General features: G+C 53.3%; 21 protein-coding genes, 3 pseudogenes and 1 riboswitch. Of the genes and pseudogenes, 10 read left to right on the top strand and 14 right to left on the bottom strand.

Annotated elements, in window-relative coordinates:
* Window positions 1–6 precede the first annotated feature (6 nt).
* Together AC0QDI_RS18330 and AC0QDI_RS18325 are read left to right on the top strand one after the other, a co-directional pair.
* A complete protein-coding gene (locus AC0QDI_RS18330) occupies window positions 7–933 on the top strand; it encodes a bifunctional DNA primase/polymerase (RefSeq protein ID WP_474670748.1) in 927 nt (308 codons plus the stop codon).
* Window positions 926–2,461, top strand: coding sequence for a primase-associated protein (locus AC0QDI_RS18325; RefSeq protein ID WP_474670746.1), 1,536 nt, complete (start codon window positions 926–928; stop codon window positions 2,459–2,461). The genes AC0QDI_RS18330 and AC0QDI_RS18325 overlap by 8 nt, the downstream gene beginning before the upstream one ends.
* 1,576 nt (window positions 2,462–4,037) lie before the next feature.
* On the opposite strand, the gene cydB is transcribed toward AC0QDI_RS18325, so the two are convergent.
* Both cydB and AC0QDI_RS18315 read right to left on the bottom strand, forming a co-directional pair.
* Window positions 4,038–5,039, bottom strand: a complete 1,002-nt coding sequence (cydB, locus tag AC0QDI_RS18320) for a cytochrome d ubiquinol oxidase subunit II (RefSeq protein WP_474670744.1) — start codon at window positions 5,037–5,039, stop codon at window positions 4,038–4,040.
* Window positions 5,032–6,456 carry a cytochrome ubiquinol oxidase subunit I gene (locus tag AC0QDI_RS18315; protein WP_474670742.1) on the bottom strand — a complete coding sequence of 475 codons (1,425 nt, stop codon included), beginning with the start codon at window positions 6,454–6,456 and terminating at the stop codon, window positions 5,032–5,034. The genes cydB and AC0QDI_RS18315 overlap by 8 nt, the downstream gene beginning before the upstream one ends.
* 627 nt (window positions 6,457–7,083) lie before the next feature.
* Here AC0QDI_RS18315 and AC0QDI_RS18310 point away from each other — a divergent pair.
* Window positions 7,084–7,596, top strand: a complete 513-nt coding sequence (locus tag AC0QDI_RS18310) for a hypothetical protein (RefSeq protein WP_474670740.1) — start codon at window positions 7,084–7,086, stop codon at window positions 7,594–7,596.
* A 462-nt stretch (window positions 7,597–8,058) separates the two neighbouring features.
* Here AC0QDI_RS18310 and AC0QDI_RS18305 read toward each other — a convergent pair whose 3' ends face one another.
* The 4 genes and pseudogenes from AC0QDI_RS18305 to AC0QDI_RS18290 all read right to left on the bottom strand — a co-directional run bounded on the left by AC0QDI_RS18305 (window position 8,059) and on the right by AC0QDI_RS18290 (window position 10,415).
* Window positions 8,059–8,820, bottom strand: a complete 762-nt coding sequence (locus AC0QDI_RS18305) for an MBL fold metallo-hydrolase (protein ID WP_474670738.1) — start codon at window positions 8,818–8,820, stop codon at window positions 8,059–8,061.
* Between the two features lie 78 nt (window positions 8,821–8,898).
* On the bottom strand, window positions 8,899–9,666 hold the full coding sequence (locus AC0QDI_RS18300; protein ID WP_474670736.1) for a helix-turn-helix domain-containing protein: 768 nt from the start codon (window positions 9,664–9,666) through the stop codon (window positions 8,899–8,901).
* A 206-nt stretch (window positions 9,667–9,872) separates the two neighbouring features.
* Window positions 9,873–10,135, bottom strand: a pseudogene (locus AC0QDI_RS18295) (type II toxin-antitoxin system RelE family toxin).
* Window positions 10,128–10,415 carry a ribbon-helix-helix domain-containing protein gene (locus tag AC0QDI_RS18290; protein WP_006111184.1) on the bottom strand — a complete coding sequence of 96 codons (288 nt, stop codon included), beginning with the start codon at window positions 10,413–10,415 and terminating at the stop codon, window positions 10,128–10,130. The pseudogene AC0QDI_RS18295 and the gene AC0QDI_RS18290 overlap by 8 nt, the downstream one beginning before the upstream one ends.
* 838 nt (window positions 10,416–11,253) lie before the next feature.
* On the opposite strand from AC0QDI_RS18290, the gene AC0QDI_RS18285 reads away from it, so the two are divergent.
* Window positions 11,254–12,135 (top strand): DNA-binding protein, encoded by an 882-nt coding sequence (locus AC0QDI_RS18285; RefSeq protein ID WP_474670734.1) that lies wholly within the window; start codon window positions 11,254–11,256, stop codon window positions 12,133–12,135.
* Between the two features lie 275 nt (window positions 12,136–12,410).
* Here the strand turns inward: AC0QDI_RS18285 and AC0QDI_RS18280 are convergent.
* Window positions 12,411–12,557: pseudogene (locus AC0QDI_RS18280) on the bottom strand (IS5/IS1182 family transposase); the annotation flags it as partial.
* Between the two features lie 266 nt (window positions 12,558–12,823).
* Window positions 12,824–12,888: riboswitch (Fluoride riboswitch) on the top strand.
* A gap of 5 nt (window positions 12,889–12,893) precedes the next feature.
* Here AC0QDI_RS18280 and AC0QDI_RS18275 point away from each other — a divergent pair.
* The 4 genes from AC0QDI_RS18275 to AC0QDI_RS18260 all read left to right on the top strand — a co-directional run bounded on the left by AC0QDI_RS18275 (window position 12,894) and on the right by AC0QDI_RS18260 (window position 14,544).
* Complete coding sequence (locus AC0QDI_RS18275; RefSeq protein ID WP_474670732.1) at window positions 12,894–13,304, top strand: fluoride efflux transporter FluC; 411 nt, start codon at window positions 12,894–12,896, stop codon at window positions 13,302–13,304.
* A complete protein-coding gene (crcB, locus tag AC0QDI_RS18270) occupies window positions 13,304–13,645 on the top strand; it encodes a fluoride efflux transporter CrcB (protein ID WP_474670731.1) in 342 nt (113 codons plus the stop codon). Before AC0QDI_RS18275 ends, crcB begins: the two co-directional genes overlap by 1 nt.
* Before the next feature lie 226 nt (window positions 13,646–13,871).
* Window positions 13,872–14,147 (top strand): PadR family transcriptional regulator, encoded by a 276-nt coding sequence (locus tag AC0QDI_RS18265; protein WP_474670729.1) that lies wholly within the window; start codon window positions 13,872–13,874, stop codon window positions 14,145–14,147.
* Between the two features lie 91 nt (window positions 14,148–14,238).
* On the top strand, window positions 14,239–14,544 hold the full coding sequence (locus tag AC0QDI_RS18260) for a hypothetical protein (protein ID WP_474670727.1): 306 nt from the start codon (window positions 14,239–14,241) through the stop codon (window positions 14,542–14,544).
* Between the two features lie 313 nt (window positions 14,545–14,857).
* On the opposite strand, the gene AC0QDI_RS18255 is transcribed toward AC0QDI_RS18260, so the two are convergent.
* From AC0QDI_RS18255 to AC0QDI_RS18245, 3 genes are read right to left on the bottom strand one after another with little or no spacing between them, the layout of a single operon-like run.
* On the bottom strand, window positions 14,858–15,019 hold the full coding sequence (locus tag AC0QDI_RS18255) for a MerR family transcriptional regulator (RefSeq protein ID WP_474670725.1): 162 nt from the start codon (window positions 15,017–15,019) through the stop codon (window positions 14,858–14,860).
* 15 nt (window positions 15,020–15,034) lie between these two features.
* A complete protein-coding gene (locus AC0QDI_RS18250; RefSeq protein ID WP_474670723.1) occupies window positions 15,035–16,402 on the bottom strand; it encodes a hypothetical protein in 1,368 nt (455 codons plus the stop codon).
* Window positions 16,399–17,658, bottom strand: a complete 1,260-nt coding sequence (locus AC0QDI_RS18245) for a hypothetical protein (RefSeq protein WP_474670721.1) — start codon at window positions 17,656–17,658, stop codon at window positions 16,399–16,401. Before AC0QDI_RS18245 ends, AC0QDI_RS18250 begins: the two co-directional genes overlap by 4 nt.
* Before the next feature lie 144 nt (window positions 17,659–17,802).
* Between AC0QDI_RS18245 and AC0QDI_RS18240 the strand changes: the two genes are divergently transcribed.
* Window positions 17,803–18,624, top strand: coding sequence for an IS5 family transposase (locus AC0QDI_RS18240; protein WP_474670719.1), 822 nt, complete (start codon window positions 17,803–17,805; stop codon window positions 18,622–18,624).
* A gap of 607 nt (window positions 18,625–19,231) precedes the next feature.
* Here AC0QDI_RS18240 and AC0QDI_RS18235 read toward each other — a convergent pair.
* From AC0QDI_RS18235 to AC0QDI_RS18220, 4 genes and pseudogenes are all read right to left on the bottom strand, one after another.
* On the bottom strand, window positions 19,232–19,681 hold the full coding sequence (locus AC0QDI_RS18235; RefSeq protein WP_474670717.1) for an HVO_A0114 family putative DNA-binding protein: 450 nt from the start codon (window positions 19,679–19,681) through the stop codon (window positions 19,232–19,234).
* A gap of 24 nt (window positions 19,682–19,705) precedes the next feature.
* The gene (locus tag AC0QDI_RS18230) at window positions 19,706–20,044 is read right to left on the bottom strand and encodes a toxin-antitoxin system TumE family protein (protein WP_474670715.1); all 339 of its coding nucleotides are present in this window, start codon (window positions 20,042–20,044) and stop codon (window positions 19,706–19,708) included.
* A 743-nt stretch (window positions 20,045–20,787) separates the two neighbouring features.
* Window positions 20,788–23,196 carry a DEAD/DEAH box helicase gene (locus AC0QDI_RS18225; RefSeq protein ID WP_474670713.1) on the bottom strand — a complete coding sequence of 803 codons (2,409 nt, stop codon included), beginning with the start codon at window positions 23,194–23,196 and terminating at the stop codon, window positions 20,788–20,790.
* A 151-nt stretch (window positions 23,197–23,347) separates the two neighbouring features.
* Window positions 23,348–23,551, bottom strand: a pseudogene (locus AC0QDI_RS18220) (hypothetical protein); the annotation flags it as partial.
* 208 nt (window positions 23,552–23,759) lie between these two features.
* Here AC0QDI_RS18220 and AC0QDI_RS18215 point away from each other — a divergent pair.
* Complete coding sequence (locus AC0QDI_RS18215; RefSeq protein WP_474670711.1) at window positions 23,760–24,839, top strand: nucleoid-associated protein; 1,080 nt, start codon at window positions 23,760–23,762, stop codon at window positions 24,837–24,839.
* Window positions 24,840–24,842 lie beyond the last annotated feature (3 nt).

Below are 24,842 nucleotides of genomic sequence, written 5' to 3'. Positions count from 1 at the left end.
ACCCTTATGACCTGGCGACAGGCAACCCGTGGCGAGGTCTATGCGTACTATACCGAGGAGTTCCCCGAGTATATAGACCAGTTGCCGCCGTTCATCACACCAACGGCACCGAAAGAGTTCGGGATCAGCTTCCGCGAGCGCCATCCCATCCGCAAAGCGGAGCGCCCCGATCGCGACTTCATTCGACGGCCGACGTGGCGCACCGACTCAGATGGCGATCCGATTGCACAGAACTTCAGCAACGTCGAAGAACTCGTCTCGTTCATCCAATCTCCCGCACGGTACGACCCGTTCCAGGGGAGTGAGTATGCGTTGGCCGATCCCGATCTGCTCGAAAAGAGCGATCCGATTTCGGATGGCGTCTACTACGGGTTGGACAACTGGGACCGATCGTGGGTTCTCGCGGTCGATATCGATGCGAAAGACATCGCCACAGCACGCGCTGAACGTGAGCTTGACGAGAATGACCTCGAGATCCAATCAACAGATGTGAGTCGTGACGACGCGTTGCTCGCCGAATTCGAGATTTGTGACGCCGATCCGAGGGGGTATCCCTACTCGTTCGAGGACATCGACCGTGCGATCGAGTACGGCTTCGAAACACGAGACCTCTTCATGGATGTATTTGCTGCCGAGAAGACGATGGTCGTCTATTCCGGTCAAGGCGTCCACGTCTATCTGCTCGACAACGAGCTTGAGTACGGGTATGACGAGAAAAGCCGAGAAGTGCTCAACGATCTCTTGCTCGAGCGTTATGAGATCCCGATCGATCCCGTTGTGACTGCCGACCGAAGCCGTCTCCTTCGCGTGCCCTACTCGTTGCACGCAGAGGTCTGCCGTGTCGTCCAGCCGATCGAGAGCCCAGCGTTCGATCCCCGAACGGAAGCCCGACCACAGTTCCTTGAAACCGAGCGTGAACTTACCCATGATTGATCCACGAGAGACCGAGCGAGACGCCTACCTCGCTGCAGCGATCCCTACCAACTACACTGACAGAGAGATCGTTCAATTGTTCACCCGCGGGTACGACCGCTACGTCGTCGATAATACGCCAGACCGAGAGACGCTGCTTTCGGATATCGAACAGTTCGGGACTGCTGCGTTCAAGAGTTCCAAGCGTAACCGTCCGCTCGAGTACCCATTCGTCGACGAGCCCGCAACGCTCGTTTTGCTGGCTACTCTCAGTTCAATCTGCGTGAGCGAACAACCTCGCTTCGAGGACACGCCGCCTCGGCAGAACCAAGTCCTACACAACATCTGCGAGCTGTTCGCGACCAACCTCCTCGCACTTGTGCACGAGTACGACGATCTAACGCTCTACCAAGAGATGGCTGAGGTCCTCTACGCGAAAGGTCCCAGTCAGGACGGTCCCCACCCGGGTCGCGTTTGTACGGACGTCAAACCGATGCCCGAATTCGACGAGGAGGTGACTGCCGATACCGAGTACGATCTCTACGTCGAGATCCCAATGGCGGCTGCCTCTCGAAAGTGCCTCGCTCGAGCATCCACCGAAGCGACGAGTGCCGACGAAACGGGCGAGATTCGAACGCAGGTCAAGGACAATCATCTCTACGTCCCGCTCGACCACCTCCATGACACTTATCGATCGTACGCCAAGCGGTGTTTTGGCCGGCTACAGGCAGTCCAAGAGGATGAACTCGGCGAGCCACAACGCAAGTGGCTTCGAGAGCACGAAACTGCCATCACCGAGCGGACTGACTACGCCCTCGAGATCGGCCACTACGAGAAGGTGTGGAAAAACTGGGATCAAGGCGAGCAGATCGTCCGACTGCTCCGAAATGCTGTGCAAGCATCACCACACACTCAGATCGGTGAGTTTCATACTGCTCAGGAGTTGTCCGATGCTCTTGAGGTATATGAGCCAGAAAACGAGAGTGAACGAGCCCAACTCACACAATTGTCGACCCCCCGAAGTGTAGGGAACTCGCTTGCAGATCACTTATCGCATCGATCGGTGACAGTCGATCGGGGTGACCGCGTCAATACGTATCGGATCGGCCACTCGGGCGGTGGATCGCGGCCACTCGAGATTACGGAACTCGAAGACCTGTTTGAACTGCCTTGTCTTGCTGCGATGGATGAGCGGCTTCAAGAGGAGAAACCGGTCCGAAAAGACCTCTTCAACCTCGTTCGGATGGTAATGTGGCTCCCGCAGTACCGCGAGAAATCCGTCGACGCGATCACCGATGAACTCAAAGACCTGTTCAGCCGGTGGCCATGGTTTGATCCAGAGATCTCTGCCTACCAGATCAAGTACGAAGCCCGACGGGGCGATCGTGGAATTGGCCCCGACGGGAACACACCCCTGCCGATGAATTGTAATAATGACGATATGCAACGGTACTGTATTGGCAAAGAGCAGTGCCCCTACTCAATTTATGGTAGCCTTCCATTCCCCGACGATATGTACGACCAACTCGAGGAAACCGACCCCGTTTAATATAGCGACGAACTCCCTCGGATCCAACCCTCTCTTTAGCCCATTCATTTCACAACTATACAGAGGATTTGAAAACCGGATTTGGCGCTATTCTACTAAATCAATATAATATCTGGAATACATTAATTACATACACTAAACAGGAGCTAAAATCACGTTGCGTATTATCTGAGCCTTCGTGATGGAGAAATCAGCAGATAAGGGATATTCTTCTAAGAATGTGATATCGAACTGTCCCTTCTGCCGTTCTTCAATTTGAACATTGAAACTCAGAATCGACTGAGTTGGGTGGCTGAAACTCCCCGTTGCGCGTTTTTTGACTTTCGTGCTTGAAATTTTCACTCGTTGCGCGTGTTGTTACGGCCTTAGATATGTGCAACGGGAATTTAAAATGATTTGAGCCCGCAAAACTGGTCGTGAATGACGAAAAATCGTCCAAAGGAATGGGGAGGTATGCAGAAATAGAGGTGTGCGCGACGGGGAATGAAACGTGGAGAGTCAGAGAGCAGGGTAGGTAAATACGTCAGGATATAGTGAATTAGATAGGAGGTGTGTTATGACTCGAGAATGGTGGGATTGAGTTGGGTGTAGAAAGGTGGAAGGTAGGGGCAGTAACAAGGGGGCGGACGGAAGGAGAATGAGAGAGGAGTGAGAAGCATTTTCAGAATACGATCAGTGGGGGACTGGAGAGCGGTAGAGAGGTGGGTGAGGGAGAGGTGTGAAGCAAGGTGATAGATATACAAGAAAGTTGAGAAGAGAGCAGAATGTGAGGGGCCAATAGAGAAAGAAGAGGGGTGGGAGAAGTAGAGAGAGGATGGTGCTCGAGGCGAGAGGGAGAAAAGAGAGGGAGGTCTGGAGAACGAGTGAAGGGGGAGAACAGGGTGGAGTGTGGTGATTGGAGCGGAGGGGGTGGGGTAGAGGACTGGATCAGGGGACTGGAGATGAGGTTGAGGAGAGGTGAGAGAGGGAGGAACGTACAGGTTAGGGGTCAGGCCGTGGCGGGAGTTTGGAAGAGCACTCGAGGATAGAGAGAGAGCGGACCTGGAAGGGATGGTGACGGAGGGTGGGTTGCTCTCCTCGAGGGGAAGATAGAGGCCGTGGGCGAGGACATCGACGGTGAGGTTGGACTCGAGGCGGTGGTGAGTGAAGAGCAGCGGAGAAGACGTGATGCTCCGTCTACCTATCACACAACGAAATTCTCATTTTGTACAGTAGAGTGGGCAATTGCTCGTCCTTCCTTGGTAGATGACAGTCTTTTCGAGTTGGCACCAACAGATTAATTGGCATCTTTTTGTGTATTTCCAAGCCTATTAGTTCGTCTCATGGATAGCCTGTATCCAGTCTCTGATGAGTTTGTTTACATTGTAGAAAATAATCCCCACCGTGAGTACGGTTGTGGTAAGATAAACAATGAATCCTGGAGCTCCGCCGATAGTGGCACCAAATAGACCACCGACGATTCCAACGATCAGCAATTCAATCCATGTTATCAAGATTCGTGAACTGAGACGGGGTTTTGATGCATTGCTACTGGCCGGATTGCTATCTTCGACGATTGAATTGTTATTATCAGTCATTAGTATGATTCATCTGCCTTTATTGGACCACTGAACACTGAGTAAAGGACGCCAAAGTAGAGGAAGATCAGCGGCAACAAAAGCCCCGCTCCGATTGACATGATGTTAAGCGGTAACGTTGAAACAATAGCTTCCTCAACAGTCAGACCTCCACCACGATCAATATGTGGATACATCAAACTGGCGATAATGCTGACCAACGTAAAAACGAGCCCTGCATTAGCAACGAACGCCTCATAGTAGCGATTGGAGCTTGTTGCTACCGCATAGATTCCAGTAAGAACGAGATTCACTACGACAAGGCCCACAACTAAGGGCGATAGCAAGGCCGATCGCAGTTCAGGTGCAGTAATATAAACGACACCCAGTGTCAGTACGACTAGTATGAGGTATAGTACAAGAGCTCGAGATCCGTCTGTTCGAACATCGTCTCGCAACTCATTACGCGTCTTTAATCGGAGGAATGCAACGCCGTCAACGACAGTCAGCGCGACAACCATCAGGCCGACGACAATCCCTGGCAGTGTAATAAGGGCCGTTATACCGAGCAACCAGTTCGCTATGAATATACCGAGGAAAAACGGTGCCGTGAAGCTTCCGACGATGAACGCTCGCCCCCACCACTTTTGCCATGGCTCGTCCTCACGCTGTTCGTACATTTCAGGTGCAAGTCCACGGAGGATGAGTGCCCCAAGAATAGCGAACATCAGCAGGTAGTGACGACTGAACAGATTCGCATACACGGCTGGGAAGGCTGCGAACAATGCGCCGCCGAACACAACCAACCATACTTCGTTACCGTCCCAAAACGGCGTGATGGCTGCGAGCAACTGCTCGCGCTCATGTTTATCGTCTCGAGTCGCAAACAGAATTCCGACACCGAAATCGAACCCATCGAGAAAGAGGAACATTCCGAGGATGAAAAATACGAGTCCAAACCAGATGTCGGCTAGGGGAAGCCCAAACAGCGTGTCGCTTGCGAGGGTGCCGACGTCAGTCATCTATACTCACCTCGGATTGTGGCGGTGACGAACTTTCCGTCGTAGTAAGTTCGTCCCCATCCGGTGGACCGGCACGGATGATACGCACGATAACATACGTATATAGAGTCAACAAGCCGAGATACACGATCGCAAAACCGGCAAGGGTAGCCGTCGCCTCGGCGCCTGTAAGCCCCGGTGAGACACTATCACTTGTCTTCATCACACCTTGAATGACCCACGGTTGCCGGCCAACCTCCGTAACGATCCACCCGAGCTCGACAGCGAGAAGTCCTAACGGTGCAGATAGCATGAGCGCTTTGTGGAGAAGATCATCCTCATACAGTTCGCCACGCCACCAGCGGTAGACGCCCCAGAACGCAAGCAGAATGAACCAGAACCCCAGAGCGACCATGATTCGGAACGACCAGAAGACGATGGCAACAGGCGGCTGTGGGCCTTCGAACTCATTGAGGCCTTGAATCGTCGCTTGTGGATCACCGCCGCTGGCAAGCCATGAGGCACCGCCTGGTATTCCGAATCCGAAAATCTCCTTCGCGCGTGGGTCCAAGAGATCTTGAATACTTGTCGGGAAAGCAACGATGTATTCGGGAACGTACGAATCAGTCTCCCAGATCGCCTCCATTGCAGCGAACTTCTGTGGTTGCGTTTCAACGATATGTCGAGCATAGAGATCGCCATGAATCGCTTGGAGCGGTGCCGTGATGACCAGGGCAACGAGAGCGATTTTCAGCGTTGTTTCCCAGAATTCGATATTATCAATAGGGTATTTCCAGATGTGGTGTCGAAAAACGTAGTACGCAGCGATACCAGCCATGATAAGAGCTACTGATTCAACAGCCGCGTTCTGCATATGTACGAACATCCACGGAAATCGAGGATTCAGGTAGGCTGCTATTGGATCTACGAGATGGACGATCGGCTGGCCATCTTCCATCACCAGTTCGAATCCACGGGGGGTCTGCATCCAGGAGTTCGCAATGAGGATCCAAACTGCCGAGAGCCACGTTCCGAGACCGACGGCAACACTCGATAAGAAATACAACCGGTCTGAAACCCGCTCTCGACCGAAGACGAAGATACCGAGGAAGGTCGCCTCCAACATGAACGCCATCATTCCTTCGAGTGCGAGTGGCCCACCAAACAGTTCACCTGCAGTCGTCGAGAAGGCAGCAAAGTTCGTTCCGAATTCGAACTCAAGCACGAGCCCAGTCACGGTTCCAGTGGCAAAGCTCACGGCAAAGATCTGCGTCCAAAAGCGGCGTAGTTGCTCATAAACAGCGTTATCTGAGCGAATATCTTTCCACGTGAAGTAGATGAGGAACGGCGCAAGCCCCATACTCACTACAGGAAAAATGATGTGAACGATAACTGTGAGAGCAAACTGGATGCGGCTCGCCAATACCGGATCAAGCATCGCTATCACCGCCCTGGTGGCATACTACTGAATGCCTCCATACGCACAACGGAAAGTCGATGAGTACGCTGACTCTCTGAGGAGAGGGATTCAGGAGTACTCCCCGTTGAAGATGCGGGTGAACGTATCGTTGCGCCATCAACGGCATTTGAGTACCAATATGAATCAATCAATGGCGGATTCCCAATCGGTCGGAATCATAGGATTAGTAGTTTAATTCATAGAATCTAAGCCCAAACACTTGTCAGACCCATCACGCAGCTGAGTGTGACCTCTGTAGTAAGTCCGCACTTTGAGATGGCCATACTGAATCCGTGGGACGAGCTGGTGCACTGCCCCTGCTATGCCAAAGACTACGGTGGATCTGAATGGCTCAAATTCTGCTGAATCGGTCTTGTTGCAATCTCATTCTTCAGATGTGATTTTGCCTGAAAAACTGTTATAGATCGAGTGTACTATTGGCTAGAGTGGATTTGAGATCACCGATTCGATCAACTCACTCTGTGTGACTTGCCAGACGTGAGGGTGGACGATCGTGATGGTGGTGACGTAGAGTGGTCGGGAAGACGTTAGGCTAGGCGATCGCGAGACGGTGTTGTTCGCCCACCTGAGAGGGGTGAGCGGGATATGAGCTGGACTGACCAACACCAGACGGAAGAGGCAGAGGACGACGACCAGATCCTGAGCGAGGAATTCGACGACTGGGTTCGAGAAGGAACAGCGCCAAGCGAGGAAGATGAACCGGAGACAGACCAGATTGATACCACAGCGGACGGAGCCAAGAATTCAGCCGAGGATGGTGAGGAGAGTAGTGAGGGTGAGCAGGTCGGGGCAGCATCGATGAGTTCGGGTACTGTCTCGAGGCAGGGGTCAGACAAGTCGCTGATGATAGACCAGTGTCCGCGGTGTGACGGTCGCGAGTTCGTCTCGAAGAAGCTCGTGTACGAGGAGTTCCACTATAACGAGGAGGACACGCTCGAGGGGCACCAGAACAGTGTTCGAGCTGAGTTTGAGTACACGTGTCTGGAGTGCCAGAAACGGTTCCACGAATTGCCGAGGGGTGCGCGATCGTACTACTCGGAAGTGGCGGTGCTGGGGCAGGATCTGCGGCGAGCGATCCGGGTACAGCTGCGAGCGTAGGCAGGTTTGATGAGATCCTGGTTCCGGAAGCCGTACAGAAGGTAGGGAATCGGTGTGATTTGAGATAGTGGAAGGATGAGAGTAGTGGAGTGAGGTGGGTATGGAGCAGCGAGCAGAGGAGGACCGTACCGCACAGTACCGCCCTCCCACGGGCACCCGCCCACCTCCAGGTTCCGGGCTGCTTGCTCGCTCTCTTCGAGCTCGCTGTGCTGCCGGGCTTTCCCAGTGCAGGGTGTCAGAGGTTCTTCTCAACGGTTGATTCCATCCCATACTCCAGTGAACCAGCTAGTATGTAGGTGGGCGTATTAACCGACCAAAATACTGTTAATCCCTTCAGCCACATGGATTATCAGGCGCAGTTTAAAACGCCACGCAGTGCTGAAGGAAACACTGCCGTGTCGCCCTCAAAAGGACGTGACCCGAAGCACGTCCTGTGGTCAGGTAAACTCTCTCTCTCTCTCCTTACAGGGTGATCTGCTCACCATCTTCAGGAACGTGAACATTCTCAGTCGCCGACCGCAGTTCGTCACGGGTGAGCAAGCAGTGGTTGATTGCCTCCATGTGAACAACGACAACCGTAGTATCGATAGCGTCACGGACGGCAGAAATGTCCTCGATGCCCATCGTGATGGGCTCGCCCTGCTCGAACTGGGCCTCACCGCCATTAAGGACGACCGTGTCGGGCTCGAACCGATCGAGTGTTTCTTCGACCGGCTCGTACCAAATCGTGTCGCCCGCAACGTACACCGTCTCATCGGCCTCGAACATGAACCCCGAAACGGGTCCCATTCCCTCAGCGAGCTCACCGTGGCCGTGGCGGCCGGGCGTCCGGTGGATGGTGATGTCCTTGAACGAGGTTTCGTCGTTGACGGGGCGGACGTCAGTGAAGCCCTCGTCGGTGAAGGCGTCGGCCTCTTCGGGCTGACAGAACAGCGGTACGTCGGCGTTGAGTTCCGCTTTAGCTGCCTCGTCCCAGTGGTCGGGGTGGCGGTGCGTGACAACGATGGCGTCGTAGGATAGGTTAACCTTGGGCAGTGGAACGAGTGGGTTCCGGTCTTGGTTCGCCGTGGTAAGTGAGTCAGGAACTGCCGGGTTGTCCGTCACCGTCGGCATCTCGCCCTGTGGTGTAAACATCGGGTCGACGAGGAACGTCGTGTCACCGACGTCCACGAGGATGGTGGCGTTGCGAATCAACTGAACGTTGGCTTCAGTCGTCGTTGACATACGAGACCAGCTACGGGAGCCATCGTGGTGGGATTTATTTCGACATATTCCAACCCACGCGGCGTTCGACGCGCTCGCTTACTGAATGAATTCGATATCCTCGGGATCGAGATCCACGTCGAGGTCGACATCAAGGGAGTCGGCAGCGAACTGCTGTGCCAGCCACGCTTCAGCGCGGTTAAGACGGTACTGGAACGTCGAACGCGACACACCCACGTCGGCGGCGATCTCGGTGACCGACTGCTGCCGTGGCTCCTCGTAGTACCCGTGTTCGATTGCAGCCTCGAGTGCCGACTTCTGTTCGGGCGTAAGAGTTTGCTGGACACGACCGTCTTCGAGTAGGCACGGCGGCGTGCCGAACCGTTCGACGGACAGCGATAGCCCCTCCCGGAGGTTCTCACGAACTTCTTCGTGGATCGCTGTTACAGACTCGTCGATGAGTAAACGCCATCGGAATTGGTTGCTACGACGCTCCGATCGCATTATTAGCCCCTCGCCGACATGGTTCGCGGCGACGAGTGGAATCGACTGGGGGCCATCCCCTTCACGGCGAAGTGAATGGACTTTCCGTGACTCCGGGTTCGACGAGAGGATCGTGTACTCGTACTCAGTCACGGGCGCACCACACATCCCAGTCGTATTCGAATCACTGGCGATGCGTTCTAGGCGGCCGTCAAGTTTGTCAAGGACAGTAGCCGGACCGACGATTTTGTTGATTCCCCACACTGCCTCGCTGGTCGCATTGACCTCCATCGACCGGGCGTATAAGTCTGGATGTTCGATGAAGAGATCCATCACTTCGTCAGCCTCCTTCTCGTATTCAACTGTGAAGACGAACTCGCGCACGATACCGTAACGTTCTCGCTCAACGGGTAAAGCCTGTTAGGTGTATCCTCTGTACACAACACGGCGTCTTCTTGAGGTGATCCGAACTGAAGACTAGCTCGTTATGCAAGAATGCGCATTGGATGGTACCTCTCCTCAATAACTGTCTGTCGCACTCCGTAAAAGAGTCAATTTTTCGCACTCCGATACTTTCGTATTAAGAGGCGTCATGGGGGAAGGTTCCGGTCATACACGTTCCGTCGGTGACCAATCGCCTCAACGATGAGAACGTTGTCGTCGTGATTCCATGTGATGATCGCTCGGTAGTCGCCGGCGCGAAGTTTGTAATATGGGTAGCCGGAAAGACGCTCGAGTCGGTGTTCGGTCCAGTCAGTCGCCTCATCGACTTTATTCATCATACGATCGCGACTTGCGGGTCAAGGTTCTCAAGGTGGCCGATCGCTTGCTCAGTGTACTTGACGTCAGTCATTCAAGCCGAGGCGCTCGCGAACGTCGTCGGCTGATTGCGTTTCGCCCTGCTCTCGCTGCTCGCGGCTCTTTTCAAGTTCTTCAAGCGTCTCGTCAGAGAGCCTCGTCGGTGGATCGATCCAGTCGCGGAGTGCGTCGCGGATCGCTTCCGACCGTGAGGTATACCCGCGCCGCTCGTACTCCTCGTCGATCTCCTCGAGGAGCCGGTTTGGAACCCGGACATCGATTTTGCTGGTGCCGTTGCCGTTCCCTTCACCGGCATCGTTAGTATCAGTACTCATTACTCTGTGAGACGTACGTCTCACAAATAAATGTTTGCTCTGTACATAGCACTCTTGGTCTGGTGATCTTGCTTCTCGAGGGCAGACCGAGTATTTAGGGTAGAGCGGGATTGGCGTGGAGGCGCCGCTCGAGGAGACGAGAGCAAAAGGAGGGAGAAGATCGTGACAGAGGGGTGAAGTAAGAACAAGGAGTTGTGAGGGAGACGACGCCGTTGAGGAGACATCCCGAGAAGAGAGAGGGAGAAAGAGTACACTTCTACCGAAAGCCCTCGGCCGCTCGGCATCCCGCGCCTCGCTGCGCGCCTCACTCCCTCGCAGCGCTCGGTCGTTGCGGTGCTTGCCAGGCGAGAGCCACGGCTCTCGCTGGCCTCCGCTCGCTACACTTGCGGAGACGTCGGCGGGGGACGACCGAGACGTCCTCGCCCTTTCGAAGCCCACCAGGCTGAGCTGAAGGTAGGGATGCTGTAGCTGTCCCTCGACTGGTGTGTGGTTACGGCACGCCCCACTCGCCTTCCCTCCCTCTGCATCGCTCGCGACCGACCATTCCGGGCTGCTCGCTCCCGGTGGTCGCTGTGCTGCCGGGCTCTGGTTTCGACGCCAGCGGGTAACCGCGAGGGGTTGCGCGGCGTCGCTGCTCACCCCCCACGGTTACTCCGCTGGACGCTCGCACCGGTCGTCTCGGCGCGCGGTGCTGGCTGGTGGGGGTGAGTGTCCCGCTCTACTCGCGCCTCAGGGGACCTGAAGGCGCGAGCGAGAGCGGTTGCAGGAGACGAACACAGTTGGGACTGAGAGGTGTTGGAGTGAAGACGCGTTGGAAAGCGCCTTCGGAGTGTAAGCAATGAATTCTACGAACTTCCGAGATGAAAAAGCTTCGGATGAATCGAGTGTCAACCAAGAGCCAGCTGCGGAGAAGACGGACGCAGGCGTGGCGGTGGAGGACGAGTTCGCGGAGTACGCCGTGGATGAGACGCCGGAGCTCCAGGCGTCGGTCGATCAGGAGATACACACGAAAGTCGAGACGAACCACCCGGAGACGGTGGTTGGACGCGAGGAGAACGAGTTCGGACACCTGCCACTGGCACAGGAAGAGCGGATTCGGGCTCGAGAGGAGGAGCTCGAGTTGATCAGCGCAAAGGCGACGTTCGGAACGCAAGAGGGGCGAGAGAAGCGGACGCGAGAAGTTGTGGTCGAGCAGCGCCGAGAGCGGCGGGTCGAACGGGTGGACCCCCGTTCGGAGCTGGAGCAAGAGCAGTTGGCGGCGGTCAACAAACAATCGGTGCGAATCACAGAGACAGTGCGTGGAGGGCCAAGCCGGGCGGCAGTGAGCCGTGGATTGGCAGAGAAGGTGACGGATGGGACGTCAATGATCGACGCAACCCTCGAGGAGATGGACGAAGTGAAAGCGGAGTCGGGAACAATCGTCGACATCGCAGACGTGCCGGAGGTAGAGGCAGGCGAAGTGGACGTGGAAGGCGAGATCATCAAACTGTGGGAGCCCTCGCAGCCGTCGATCAGCCAGGTTGGACTGATCGCGGATGAGACCGAGAAGATGAAGTTCACGATCTGGGAGAACTCATACCAGACGAACGTGAGTGAGGGCGAAACGGTGCGGATCAGGAACGCGGCGAAGAACTGGCACAACGAGCGATGCAGCCTGGCTGTGACCGGCTGGAGCCGCCTCGAGTTCCCCGAACGCGGGCGGTGGTGGACCCAGGAATAGCGTAGCCGCTCCTCTTTTTTGTGTCCGACCACACGCTCGCTTCGCTCGCATCCTCCCCAGCCTCCTCGCTTCGCTCCCTATGGTCGCATCGCTCGTCCCTCGCACGTTCTGCGCGCTGAAGCGCGCATTCATCGCGCGCCACCGCTAGTACGGCTCAGAGAGCAATACAGAGCTGTCCAGTCGAGCCGCACTCACAGCAGCAGAGAAGGTAGAGACGAGACCGCTCGAGTAGCTGCTCAGTTCGACGCGATTGTGGCGTTGTTCGTCTCTCACGAAAGGTAAATCCGCAGACAATGCAGGGAAACGAGAGCATAGTCGGTGAATCCGCTGCCACCTTTCGGGGCGGCGGATTCGTCTCCATCGCCAGTACCGTTTTGAGCAATCGGCACAACTGCCCCAATGAAGCGGGAGATTTGGGACATGAACAACTGAAGTCTCCCGCTTCAAGACCTTCGATTTAGCGAACCATTCCGTCGCCATTTAGTGATTCAACATAGCCCATAAAAGAGTATAATAGGGTAGATTTCAGCCCACTATTTGATACACTTGTCTGTCTATTCAGCACGGCTTCTCAAAGACCTCTATTAGCTGATGGAAACAATCGCGTTAGGTTCGCATATGTAGTGCCGTTCAGTACAGGGCCTTAGATAGCGGTGCGTTTATCCAGTCTCCTTCAGAAACGACCATAACGACAGTGGGCGATGGAGTCCGCCTTCCTCAACTGCCGAGATGGCTGATGACTCCTATTGGATTCGCATATGGTACGCAGACACCTCATCCAACACGGGGAAGCCATCGTCTTGATAGCAATCGGCGGTGGCCTCGGCGCAAACCTTCGATACGCACTCGGCGCAGCGGCTGGCGGGGCGTTACTTGTGACCCTTCTCGTCAACGCTACCGGGAGCTTCGGCCTTGGATTACTACTCTTCGACGTTCGGGCCGATGACATCCTCTCAAAACGCTCCCGCTATATCTTTGGGACAGGATTCTTCGCGTCATTCACTACATATAGCACGTTCATCGCCGATATAGCACTCACCTCACCTGAATGGGGTCTACTTTATCTCACCAGCAGTTACACAACTGGATTTGCTGGTGTTCTTGCAAGCAGAAAGATAGTCAGGACAACCTCAACGACGACACTCCGACCACCGACGGGGGATGACTGATGGAGGCACTACTCATCAGTATCGGAGGTGCAACCGGGGCTATGACGCGCTATCTCGTCGGTCAACTCCTCGGGGAAACGTCATTCCCGTGGGCGACACTCATCGTCAATGTCATCGGGAGCTTCGTTCTCGGAGCTATCATCTTCAGCGGTAGCCGCGCCGACGTTCACTTCTTGGTGAGTGTTGGGTTCTGCGGTGCATTCACCACTTTCTCGTCGTTCAGTTTCCAGACTATCCGTCTGTGGGAACGCGGCGAGTCAACGAATGCGGTTCTGAACGCGATGGGGAATCTCGTTCTCTCACTCATCGCCTTCACCGCTGCGAGACACCTCGTAGCTTGAACAATATGCACGTGTAGTGAACGGATAGTTCGCTCCAGATTCGGTGAAAAGAACGCTATACGGATCGTTCTATGACACCCTCGAATCAGCCTCCGCTACAGTTTCCACCGTTTGATTAAGTGTAAAACACATCCAACAGAGCACAATATTCTACTTTCACAGCGCGGAAACATATAATCCTCTGTGAAAAAAAGTCAAATGCAGCATCGTTGAATACTCACGTGAGATGGATGACCTCACCGGCTTCCAACGGGACCTCCTGTACGTGATCACAGGTGCCGACCGCCCATCCGGCCAAGATGTCAAGGAGGAGATAGAGGAATACTATGAGAGCGAGATCAATCACGGCCGGCTGTACCCAAACCTCGACACGCTTGTCAACAAGGAGTTGGTCGAGAAGGGGGAACTCGACCGACGGACGAACTACTACGCGATCAACGACGCAGGAGAGCAAGCGATCCAGAAGAGACGAGAGTGGGAAGATCAGTACGTCGAGTTGTAGTGCATCCATATTCGTTCGTTCGAGACCATTGGAAATTCCGACCGTTCTGCCAATGAGAAGGCTTATACTGGAAAATTGAGTCTCCCACTGTATGCCAAGTGGAAGAACGATGACAAATATCGTTACAGTAATCGGTCGTGGAGTGCCATCCAACTACGAAATTAGCGTCGATGGTGATATCGAACCAATTGAGGCTGACTCGTTCGAGAAACCCACAGTGGTCTCGAAACATGCTGTCGAGGGGACGATCGAAACTGGGTTCCAACGGTTCCGGTTTTCTGGAAAACTGGCGAACGTGCATGTTCTCGATTGGAACGGAACCGCTGCATCCGAATCACCGAGCACACCGGAAGTCCACATCGATTACGGCGTCCCCGGTCGGAAGAACAACAGCTAGTAAATCCTATGGAGTTATATGCGAAAGCGTTTGCTGCTCGAGCGGTGGGCCCATCTGCACTACCCGGTTGTTCCCGGTAGATTCTGTTGCTGTGAGCGCAGTTGCTAATCGCAGCCACGGACCAACTCGCTGGTGATTGAGTAATCGCTGGGGGGTCCGGCGGCCAGAACAGCACACCATTAAGTGGGTCGTCGGGATCACTGTATCGCTCTGGCGGGAGGATTGTCTCGAGAAGGGCGTCGGTAACGTCGAGGAGCGTCTGGTTCTCCTCGAGGACTGTTGGAATAACCGAATCGCGGCGTTCGGAAGTAGCCTAGAACGATAGTGATTGGCGGTATCCAGTCTCGTCAATACGGATGGGATCTAACGCCTCGAGCCGGTTGCGATAGTTCCGGATGGTCCGTGCTGAGACGCCTGTTCGGTCAGCGAGGTCACGCTGTGACAGGCGGTTTTCGAGTGTGAGAAAACACTGCACCTGTAAACTCGCACTCTATTCAGGTGCAAACCGTCTGATCTCTTCTTCAACGTATTTCAAAGTCCTCTCACGACTCTTCTGTTCAGAAATATTATTAGCAAAATGCTGCCTCACAGCAGAACCAGTAAGACACAACCCATTCTGTCGGTCTAACTCATAATCCTGCTCGCTTCGATCAAAATCAGGATCCAAAAACAAACCATACAACATAGCTGGCCAACCACCACGATTCAATCTCACCTTCCGTTCCGAAGTAAGCCCAGTACGATGAAGAATCAACGTAGCCAAAGCTTCTAAATCCATAAACACCACCTGATAATCCTCAAACATAGAACGATCTAACTCATCCAAGAAATCCTCTATCTTACCAATATTGAACTCAGGCGAGATGAAGATCAACACCTTCTCTTCAATCTGCCTCGGACGGCACACATCATCTATGATCTCCAAATACTTCCGATACTGCGGCCCATCCTTCTCAGTGATCTTCGGGTAGTCGCGTCTCCTACTACTAACACTCTTAGAATCCAAGATCAGCAACGGTTGGTTCTCATTCTCTTCATCAAAGACAAAACCGAACCCGTCCGGAACACGATTACCTGTATCCTCCATACCCATAGGATGCAACGGACAGTCCAACACCTGAGAGAAAGACAAGGTACACAGCTTCTCCATCTCATCCCGCTTTTCCTTCACACCCTCAACCTTCTCAAAATCAGCCAACTCCCCTACGATGTACTGAGGGTTGCCATTGATTTTCTTCACCAAATCCTCGGGAACCGCCTCATTCTGCGGATCATACTCAGCTTCGATCTCATTCTGAATCTCAACCATAGACTCGAAACTTGCAATCTTCCGCTCAAGCCCAGGAGGGGATACAACCATAGAAACACCGCCAACCCGGTCAATTAGAGGCTTAATCTCCTCTTTTGTATCGTCTTGGAATGCAAGAATACAAAGACTCGGGTGATCTTTCAGTTGGGTAGCGATCGGTTGCAACAAGTCATCGCTGTATTCACCGGGAACCACAAGATACGACATCTCCTCTAATTCAAAGGAGATCAGCGAGCCATTCTGCTCGACAGTTGCTTCAAAACCCAGTTCGGTCAGTAGTTCTTCAATAGCGTCTAATGTCTCAACCTTCCAATAGACATGATGAGATTCGTCATACGGATTTTGATGACCCTCCCTACATAGAAACTTCCTCTCACCACCAAGCTCAACCACTTCACAAGACTTGCTACACCCAGGCTCAGGACAATTTATCTTACGGCGCTCAGACCGGACACAGAACGGATTCTCCCTGAGCTCGTCAGAAACCTCCTCAGGAGACAATCTATACTCGAAACCGTACTCAAGCGCCTTGAAAGATTCAGAACTCATACCGACACCTCCACCTCTTCTTTGCTCTCTTCACGAAGAACCGCAGTAATCATCTCCTCTTCCTCTTTACTCACGTCTCCCAGAATCTCGATCTTCACCCCTTTAACCTGGATCTCCTGATCACCAATACGCAATGTATACTCCCGACGCTGACTTTCCTCATTGAACTTGGACAGCTGGCTTTCCAAGTTATTCCCCTCAGCAAAAGACTCGATCGGCTCACCCGTCTCAATCTCAATCCTGACCGGATCGCCAACAACATTCACGTTCTCAAGGGTCAATGCAGTCTGCTCAGCAGTACTCAGGTTATCCAAAATATCTACATACTCTTCCTTCTCCTCGTCGCTCAGCGAATCATTGTCATTGATCCGTTCCTTCTGCTCCTCTACATTATCCTCAACAAACTCGGCAGGAGTCTTATCCGGATAATCAATCGGATCAACAAACTTCACCTCCTCCCCATACTCTATGTCATCGTAAAGCGTGGTCATCACCGGGTCCAGGAAGTCTTCTTCCTCCTTTTCGATATCATGGTCGTACTCATCGTTCGAGTAGTCGACATGGATGTACCGCGTTGTGACCGGCCAATATTTCCGAGGCTCTACCTCCCGACCTCCTTCAGTTTCATAGTCCAAGTTCTCTTTATCACGGAACTTGAACTGGCGGAAATGTCCTGCCTTGTACTCAACAAAAACCTCGATCATCACCTCATCCTCCCCGATTAAGTGAACGCTCTTCAACTCCGCTTTGTACTTCCGTCGCTTGTTCGCTTCCGCAATATTCTCATCAAGCGTTCTATGAAGTAACTCTATCTCATCCTCAGAAAGTTCCTCAAACCGTTTGTCCCCGGAGATTTCCTCACGACGGTAGGTACGCTTGTTCTTGAAAGTTTTCAGTGCCTGAATCAACTCAAGATGCTCTTCCCAACCCCACTCATAGATATACAAGAGCAAAGCAGATTTGCTATCCATATCATCGGTAGTCAGGAGTTCCATTTTGTCGCGGTTGATCAGCTTGATACCTTCGATAATCGTGGGGACTCCTATACCGTCAAGTCCTGCGACATAGCAGTGGAAGTCTTCTAGAACACCTCCCTCGTATAGCGTTTCAACATCCTCTCGGATCGAGTTCTTATCTAGTTCGACTGAGTTGATCTCAGCCAGTTTTTCTACTTCAGCACGGGAGAACCATCCGTCATAATATTCAAGGATATCTTTAATATTTCCTTCAAACTCGTCTTGCAGGTTGTCCTGCATACTGCGAGCAGCCATTTCTAACCTGTTTACTGCTTATCTATAATATAACTTGTCACCACCACTACCATCCAAAACCTGGATTCTAAATTCTTGGCTCTGTTGAAATCCTCAGAGAGTTACAGGTTCGCCCGGTAATCTGACCGGATGAAGGCCCTCCCAAAGTCGCAGTTGCTCCGATTCGTTGAGCAAGCGATGCACTTGGCTCGGCGATCTGTCGCTCGCTATTCCTCGAAATTCTCGAAACGGCGATACACACTTCATCAACACATCGTTTTGCTCTGTCTCAAAGTTCGGAAGAATACGACGTACCGGACGCTTCTCGGCGAACTTATCGAGATGTCTCGGATTCGGGGAGCCATCGATCTGGAGGAACTCCCAACTCCTTCGACGTTGTGTAAGGCGTTCAATCGATTCAATATGGCAGTTTGGCGCGTCCTGCTCAACCTCTCGATCACACCCCTCCCGACCAACGGTGTCGTCGGGATCGCTGCCTCCGGCTTTGACCGCAGTCACGCCTCGAAGCACTACACGAAACGAACGAAGCTGACGATTCAACAGCTGAAAGTCACACTTCTCGTGGACACGAGAGTGAACACAATCATCGACTTACATGTGACGACGACACGAAAACACGACTCACAAATCGCACCGTCGCTCATCAAGCGGAATACCGATGAAGTAGCGATTCTCCTTGGTGACAAGGGATACGACGACCAGAAGATTCACGCGTTAGCCCGTGAAGATGGTGTTCGTCCGGTCATCAAACATCGAGAATTTTCGCCGCTCCACAAGGCGTGGAACTCACGGTTGGACGCCGACCTCTACGGTCAACGTAGTCAGAATGAAACGGTAAACTCTCGCATTAAACGGAAATATGGCGCATTCGTCCGCTCACGACTCTGGTGGAAGCAATTCCGTGAACTCGTTGTCGGCTGTCTCACTCACAACATCCACAAGGCACTCTGAACGTTAGATATAGGGTTCTAATCTCCCATTCAGGAATCTCCGAGAATATCCTGTGTCCCCAAAGGATCTATATTCTCTCTAGATAGGTACACTATGAACGATACTCAAAACCGTAGTGGAGAACAGTTATTGATAGGGGGTCGGAGGGCTGGCCTTAGTAATCCAATTAATCGTGTTTCAGAACAGTCTCGGAATAGTGAGTAATCCGGGAGTTTCTGGAACGCTTGGAGACATTGTGAGTGGCGGATTGTTGCTTGTGGCAGTGGTTTGCCTCGCCGGAGGAGTGTACCTCCGCCAGCGTGGTTCTTGATGGATACGCAGTTCTAACTAACGACTGTTTCAGCGGGGAAGGTGTCGAACAAATGGGATTTCAACAGAGCCGAAGAGGCATAGTTCACAGAGGGGCAAAGATAGGTGAGATGATAAAAGGAGTGCGGCTTCGGCTCAGCTACGAGTCGTCAAGTTCGTAAGCGTCTCCAGTGTCACTGTTCTCGCTCACTGGTTGTCTCTGAGACATCCATAGACACCCGCCGCTCGGAGTTCGTTCCAACGTCAATAGCCAACCGACCTTCGAGCTCCCTATCGATTAACACACCACCAGTCGGAACTACGGTGCGGCAGCCGCCGTGTCGCCAGTCTCTGGATCGAAGGGGAGGTTGATGACGAGTTCGTCGAACCAGACGACTGGGCGCTTACTCTGGCCGTCTTCCTCGAAGAAGATGATGCCCAGCTGGGCGAGCCGACTGAGTTCCTCGTGGACATTCTTCACGTCCCGGTCAACGACCCGTGCGGTCTCGTTGATGCTGGCTGGCTCTTCCCGGCGGATGGCCTCGATGAGATCGAGGACGCGCGGCGTCAGTGTCTCCATGAGGTCGTCGTAGCTGGTAAACGAGAGCATCGGCGTGGAATCCATCGAATCGCCCCGCTCGAGCGCCTCGATACCGTCGGTAACATTATCGTGGAACTCACTGGACGACTTTACGGTCACGACGAGGGTTGATTCGGCCCGAAGCTGTTCGCGCTCCATCGGATGCAGCGGCGGCGTAGTATCGTTCATGGGAATCACCGTGGTGTGATGGCCTCACTTGACCTCGAACTCGGATTTCGGGATTTCGCTCCAGAATCGTTCCCAGAGTTCGACCATCCCGGGGAACGTGATTATGTCTGGGTCGGGGTCCGGTGCGACGTGCAGTTCGTGCCCTTTCGTGTCCTCATGCGAGTTGTCGTACCGACGAATCGTCCCATCGTCAAGCGTGCGGGGCGGATCCGGCTCCGTCGCGCCGTAGTGGAGCTTGTAGGCCCACCCAGACGGGTACGCGTCGCGGTCTGTCCGCATGCAAAACACGCGGACGACGGTCCCGTTGGGGTACTTCCTCCCCTCGCTTACGCCATCGAGGTCGTCGTCGGTCAGTGAGACCATCCTCGTCCATTGGTACACCGACCAATATAATAAGACTATTGGTCAGGAGAACAATAGCAGTCGTCCCATTCCCAATACTCATACAATTCCTTTTCACCAGTCCATTCCACCACGTCGCGTCCTTCCCATTCGCCTGTCTTCTCGTATCCTTCTCGGGACCATATCGAAAGATGGTTTCTCGCAGTTTGTCACTACCTTCACCGTAAGAGTCGTCGTTTGGACCCACAGATCATGGACGATTTAGAAGCCTCAGGATAATCTTCAGGAGTTCCTTCGAATGGGCGTGGTCAGTAGCCAGTTCGAAAGCAGGAACCTCATCACCGCAAACCGGGCACTCGATTCGTTCGTTGGCCTCTGCTTCTAACGCCTTTTTGACGGTTTTTCTGTCCCTGATTCACCTATCGGTCACCCTCCCTGCCAGGGTCTTTTGGTTCGACCGTGTGCCTCCTCCCGGTATATCCGTCACGACGAACCTCTCTGCCTCGTCCGATTCCGGGAAGCACTTTGGACACGGCATGCTTGCCTTCTCTTCTACTTCTTCTAGTGATATCAATACATCACCGGGAGTCCTATGTACGTTCTTGGCCCGTGGTACCACCTATATCAAGTACCTATTCTTTCCTCGAAGACCCCCCTCTTCATCGAGATTGTCAACGAGTACGCGGTCGAAATTCTCCCTCCAGCCAATCACGTTCTCTGAAGAAACCAAGTAAGGCTTGGTGACAGCAGGATAAAAGACCGTCTCAGAAATCATCAAGTGACGTCGGTCGTGGCTCCGAGCCAATCGAGGTCTGTCCCCGTTCGATAGCTGTCGTTGAGTCACTTCCATCTGTACGAGTTTGTTTTTCGCCGCCGAACGCCTCGAGGAACTCCCGTCCAGATGCGGTGAACGGCGGCCGGGCTGGCACCGTTGTATCGCCACCGATCCAGTCTTCGATTGCTTGGACGACTGTTGGAGCGGTTTGTGAACCGATACCCTCGGCGTTGCTGACAAGCCGTTGTTCGAAGCGAACTGAGTTTTCATACTGGACCGCTAACTTCTCGATCGTCGGATGTGACAAATCGATAGTATCGGTCCCCTCACCAAAGTTTTGCCAGGCGTTTCGGATTCGATCGTCGAGGATGATTACTCGCCCTCGAGCAATGCCCTGGAAACTCGTAAGATGGAGGTCTTCAGCAGTGATGCCGGCATCCATCTGTCGGGCCATCGTCTCTAGCCACTGTGGTGGCGTCTGCGACGTTGCTGTGTACAGTTCGGCAAGCGGCCGAATCGCCTCTGCCAATTGACTCCCGGTCCGCGAGACGTGTGAAACATCGATATCGAGTGTTAACTGAATTAGTTCGACGTCGATCCCTTCGGCCCAGAGCCAACACATCACACCTGCTGTGACGCCGGCCTCATCGGTTCCCAGATCATGGCGCTCGAGGAGTTCGAGAAACTCTGGACTCTCATCGTCAGTAACCGTCTCGCCGAGATTACACTGGTAGAACATCTCGGCCAATTCAGCGACGATTGTCTCTGGATCAGTTGGGGCAGTCGCTTCCAGTGTTTCGACCAACGATTTGATGGCGACGGGCGGACAGTCAATTCGTGTTGCGTGATCGTACTCGAACGCAGCTGTCCCAAGATCGGTGGTTGCAAGCATTGACTCTGAGACCATCTCGATGAAGCCATTCTCGACGAGTTCGGTGAGTACGTCACGAACCCGGTCGGTGATTTCGTCACGACCGCCCTGTGCTTCGCTGCCGATCATCGGGTTCTCCCCAAGCGTGAGTCGGTCCCGGAGCGCGTAGTGGCCGTACAAGGTCGACGAGACAAACCCGACCAGAGCGTCGACGGAGTCCCACCCGTTCTGGACTAACTCGATCAGAAGCCATTCGAGGTTCGTCTTTGCACTCTCGAGATTCGTCGTATAGTCAGCGTCCGAGTCCAAGCCTTTCGGATGGCCGAAATGAGAGCCGATCGACTCGAGTGACTTTTCCTCAACCGGGGTATCGAACTGGAAGACATCAGCAGCGTCTTCGCGACTGTAAATCGGGTAGGCGTAGGCTTCCTCCATCTCAGAGTCACGCCCAGCACGTCCGATCCACTGGATATACTCCCACCGCCCAACGAAGTTCCCAAACCGGGTGAGATCGGCAACGATCACTGCCTGGACGGGACTGTCAAAGCCGTAGGCGAGCGTCGTGGTACACGAAATTGCCTGAATTTCACCGTTTTTGACACCCTTTTCTACGATCTGTTTGATGTCGTTCTCGAGTGCCGAATAGTGAAACCCGACGCCCTGTTCCAGACACTTGATCAGATCCTGATGTGTGTCTGTCAGCGTCGTATCAATCGCATTCTCGATCTTCTCCCGGTAGTTGGTCCCCGGACGTTTGAAATCTGAATGAGAGGCAATCTGGACCGCTCGCGAGCGAGTGTGATCCGTCGTGAAGTTAAAGATCATAAACGGCGCTTCATCGGCCCGCTTGGCCATGTGGTCGGCGATGAATTCGCCGTAAGTTTTGTTCCCACTCTTCCCGAGTGGTCGCTCGACGATAGGCACACCACGGTCTTCGGGGCTGATGATTAGCTCGGCATCCAGCCATTGGGCGATTTCGTCGGGGTTGCCGATCGTCGCCGACATCGCACAGATTTCGACATCCCGATCCATGGCCATCGCGAGACTTTTTTCGATGGTTGGCCCCCGAAAGCCTGCGTACAATTCGTGGAAATCGTCATAGACGAGGACGTCGATCCGTGAATCAACACCACGGATTGCAGCTTCGAAGTGCGAATCAAACGTCGCGACGATCACATCGGCATACTGGTAGCCGGCTTCATCGCCCCACGTCGCGTTTGTCAGCGTATATCGGTCTGTATCGATCCACTTGTTGAGACTGCTGTACTTTCCGTTCGTCAGTTGAACGCTCGGGACGAGATAGCCGACGGTCTGTCCTCGCTCGAGCGCCCGTTTGACGACAGCCTCAGCACAGAACGTTTTGCCGTTGCCAGTCTCAGCGGCCAAGAGTGTATTCGACTCCTCAAGGCCGCCCTGCTCGAAAAAGGCACGTTGGGTTCCGTTGATCTCGTCGAACGGTTTTGCCTCGAGGAGGGCTTCGATACAGTGGGTTTCTGTCGCTGACAATGAGTCTGGAAGCTCCGCCATTGTGGGGTCTCGTTCTATTGCCTGTCTTCTCAGTCTGCTATCAAAAATATATTGGATAAACAATGATTATAAGAATCAAGGTTAGTGACATGATAATCCGTTCTGGAGACAGAGTACGACATCTCCCCACAGCAAGGTCCCGAAAGAAGTCAATCTGGGTCTCGAGTTCGTCCTTGACGACGTCGTAGTTGAGGGCGGCCTGCACCAGCAGATTCATCTCCTCGATATCGTCGTCGCGGCCTGCGATCAGCCTGAACAGGACGATGTCTTCGTTGCAGACCGGCCGGACTGTCAATCGGTCCGTGTCGAAGAACGGCTCGCTGCGTTTACGCATCCCGTCAGTCAGGACTAGTTGTTTTCTGTAACCAAGCGATCGAGTGTATCCAGCGCCGCTCGCGTATCGGACTGTTACCGGGGATGCTGACGTGGAACAGGTGATTTAGGAGGATACCTTCTGGTGAGCTCGTTAAGTAGTCGCTCACTATGGCGAGAAAACATAAGAAATATATGAATTGTATTCGGCATATATAGTATCTCGAAGTCAGATCGCATGAGGACGATGCATGGTTATTAATATCAACGCAATTAGTTTCTCGCCTGTAGCATACGGTATTGAATCTGGGGATGACGAAAACTGGATCGTCAGTACAAGAACCGTCGATATTGATGACCGAGTTATGGGAATCTTCGTCGGTTATCTAAGTCGGGTGATCAACAAAGAGGATACTGGAAGGGTTACAGTAGGACACTTTTCTAACGGTAGTTCCGAGGAAGAAGAAAATTCGATAGATGGGACTCAGGAACGCCTAGATAGGATTCTGGAACTTGACCTGAATGACGAGGATAGCTCCAATTATGAGGAGTTTGAAGAAATAGCTAAGTCTCTGAAGACTCGGCTCATCTCTCACATGGACGGTCGAACTTCCAAGGGCTATCTCTTTATTATCCAAGCAGTCAACGACGGTGAACCGTTTGTTGGAATTCTCAAACTGGATGTTATAGAGAGTGAGGAGCGACCGATTCTGAATGAACAGACAAGGCGGTTAGAATACGAGGAGATCGAAAACGCATTCCCTCCGACAGAAGAACTTCAGAAAGGCTGTACGTATCCTATCTTCGATCCTATTGACGATGACAACGTATTCAATCTGGATGGGGACGTGAAGTTTCTACAAGAAGACGCTGACTCTGAATACTTTGAGGAGTTCATGGGGTGCGTGACGAGTAGCGGGAGTCGAGAGCAAAGTCAAACTATCCTGAACGGGTTATCAGGGATTAAGCAAGAACAGGATGGTACTGTACTCAGTCCTGATGAAGTTCAGGATGCCAGAACTACCATCCAAGGTTCAGATAGTGTAGCAGACGGTGAGACTGTCCACGAAGCGGCAGAGCAGGCACTTGGCGAAGACTATGACGAGGAAGAGGTGGATGATATGCTCTACGAGGAAGGTGAGAGTGAAGTTCAGATTGATCCAAACAATACTACGAAATACGTCGTGTACGATGTCGACGGAATTGAAATCAAGGCAAAGATGTCTGATGCAGATGGGGACAGGATAAATATACAGAGACCTGAACACGAGAATGGAGAGTACATCGTTACTGTTCGAGGAGACGACCTCGAACAAGACTTTCAGGGATAGATT

Source organism: Natrinema sp. LJW11, from assembly GCF_056135975.1.
The sequence above is the reverse complement of the archived record's forward strand: the minus strand, read 5'-3'. Positions and strand labels throughout refer to the sequence as shown.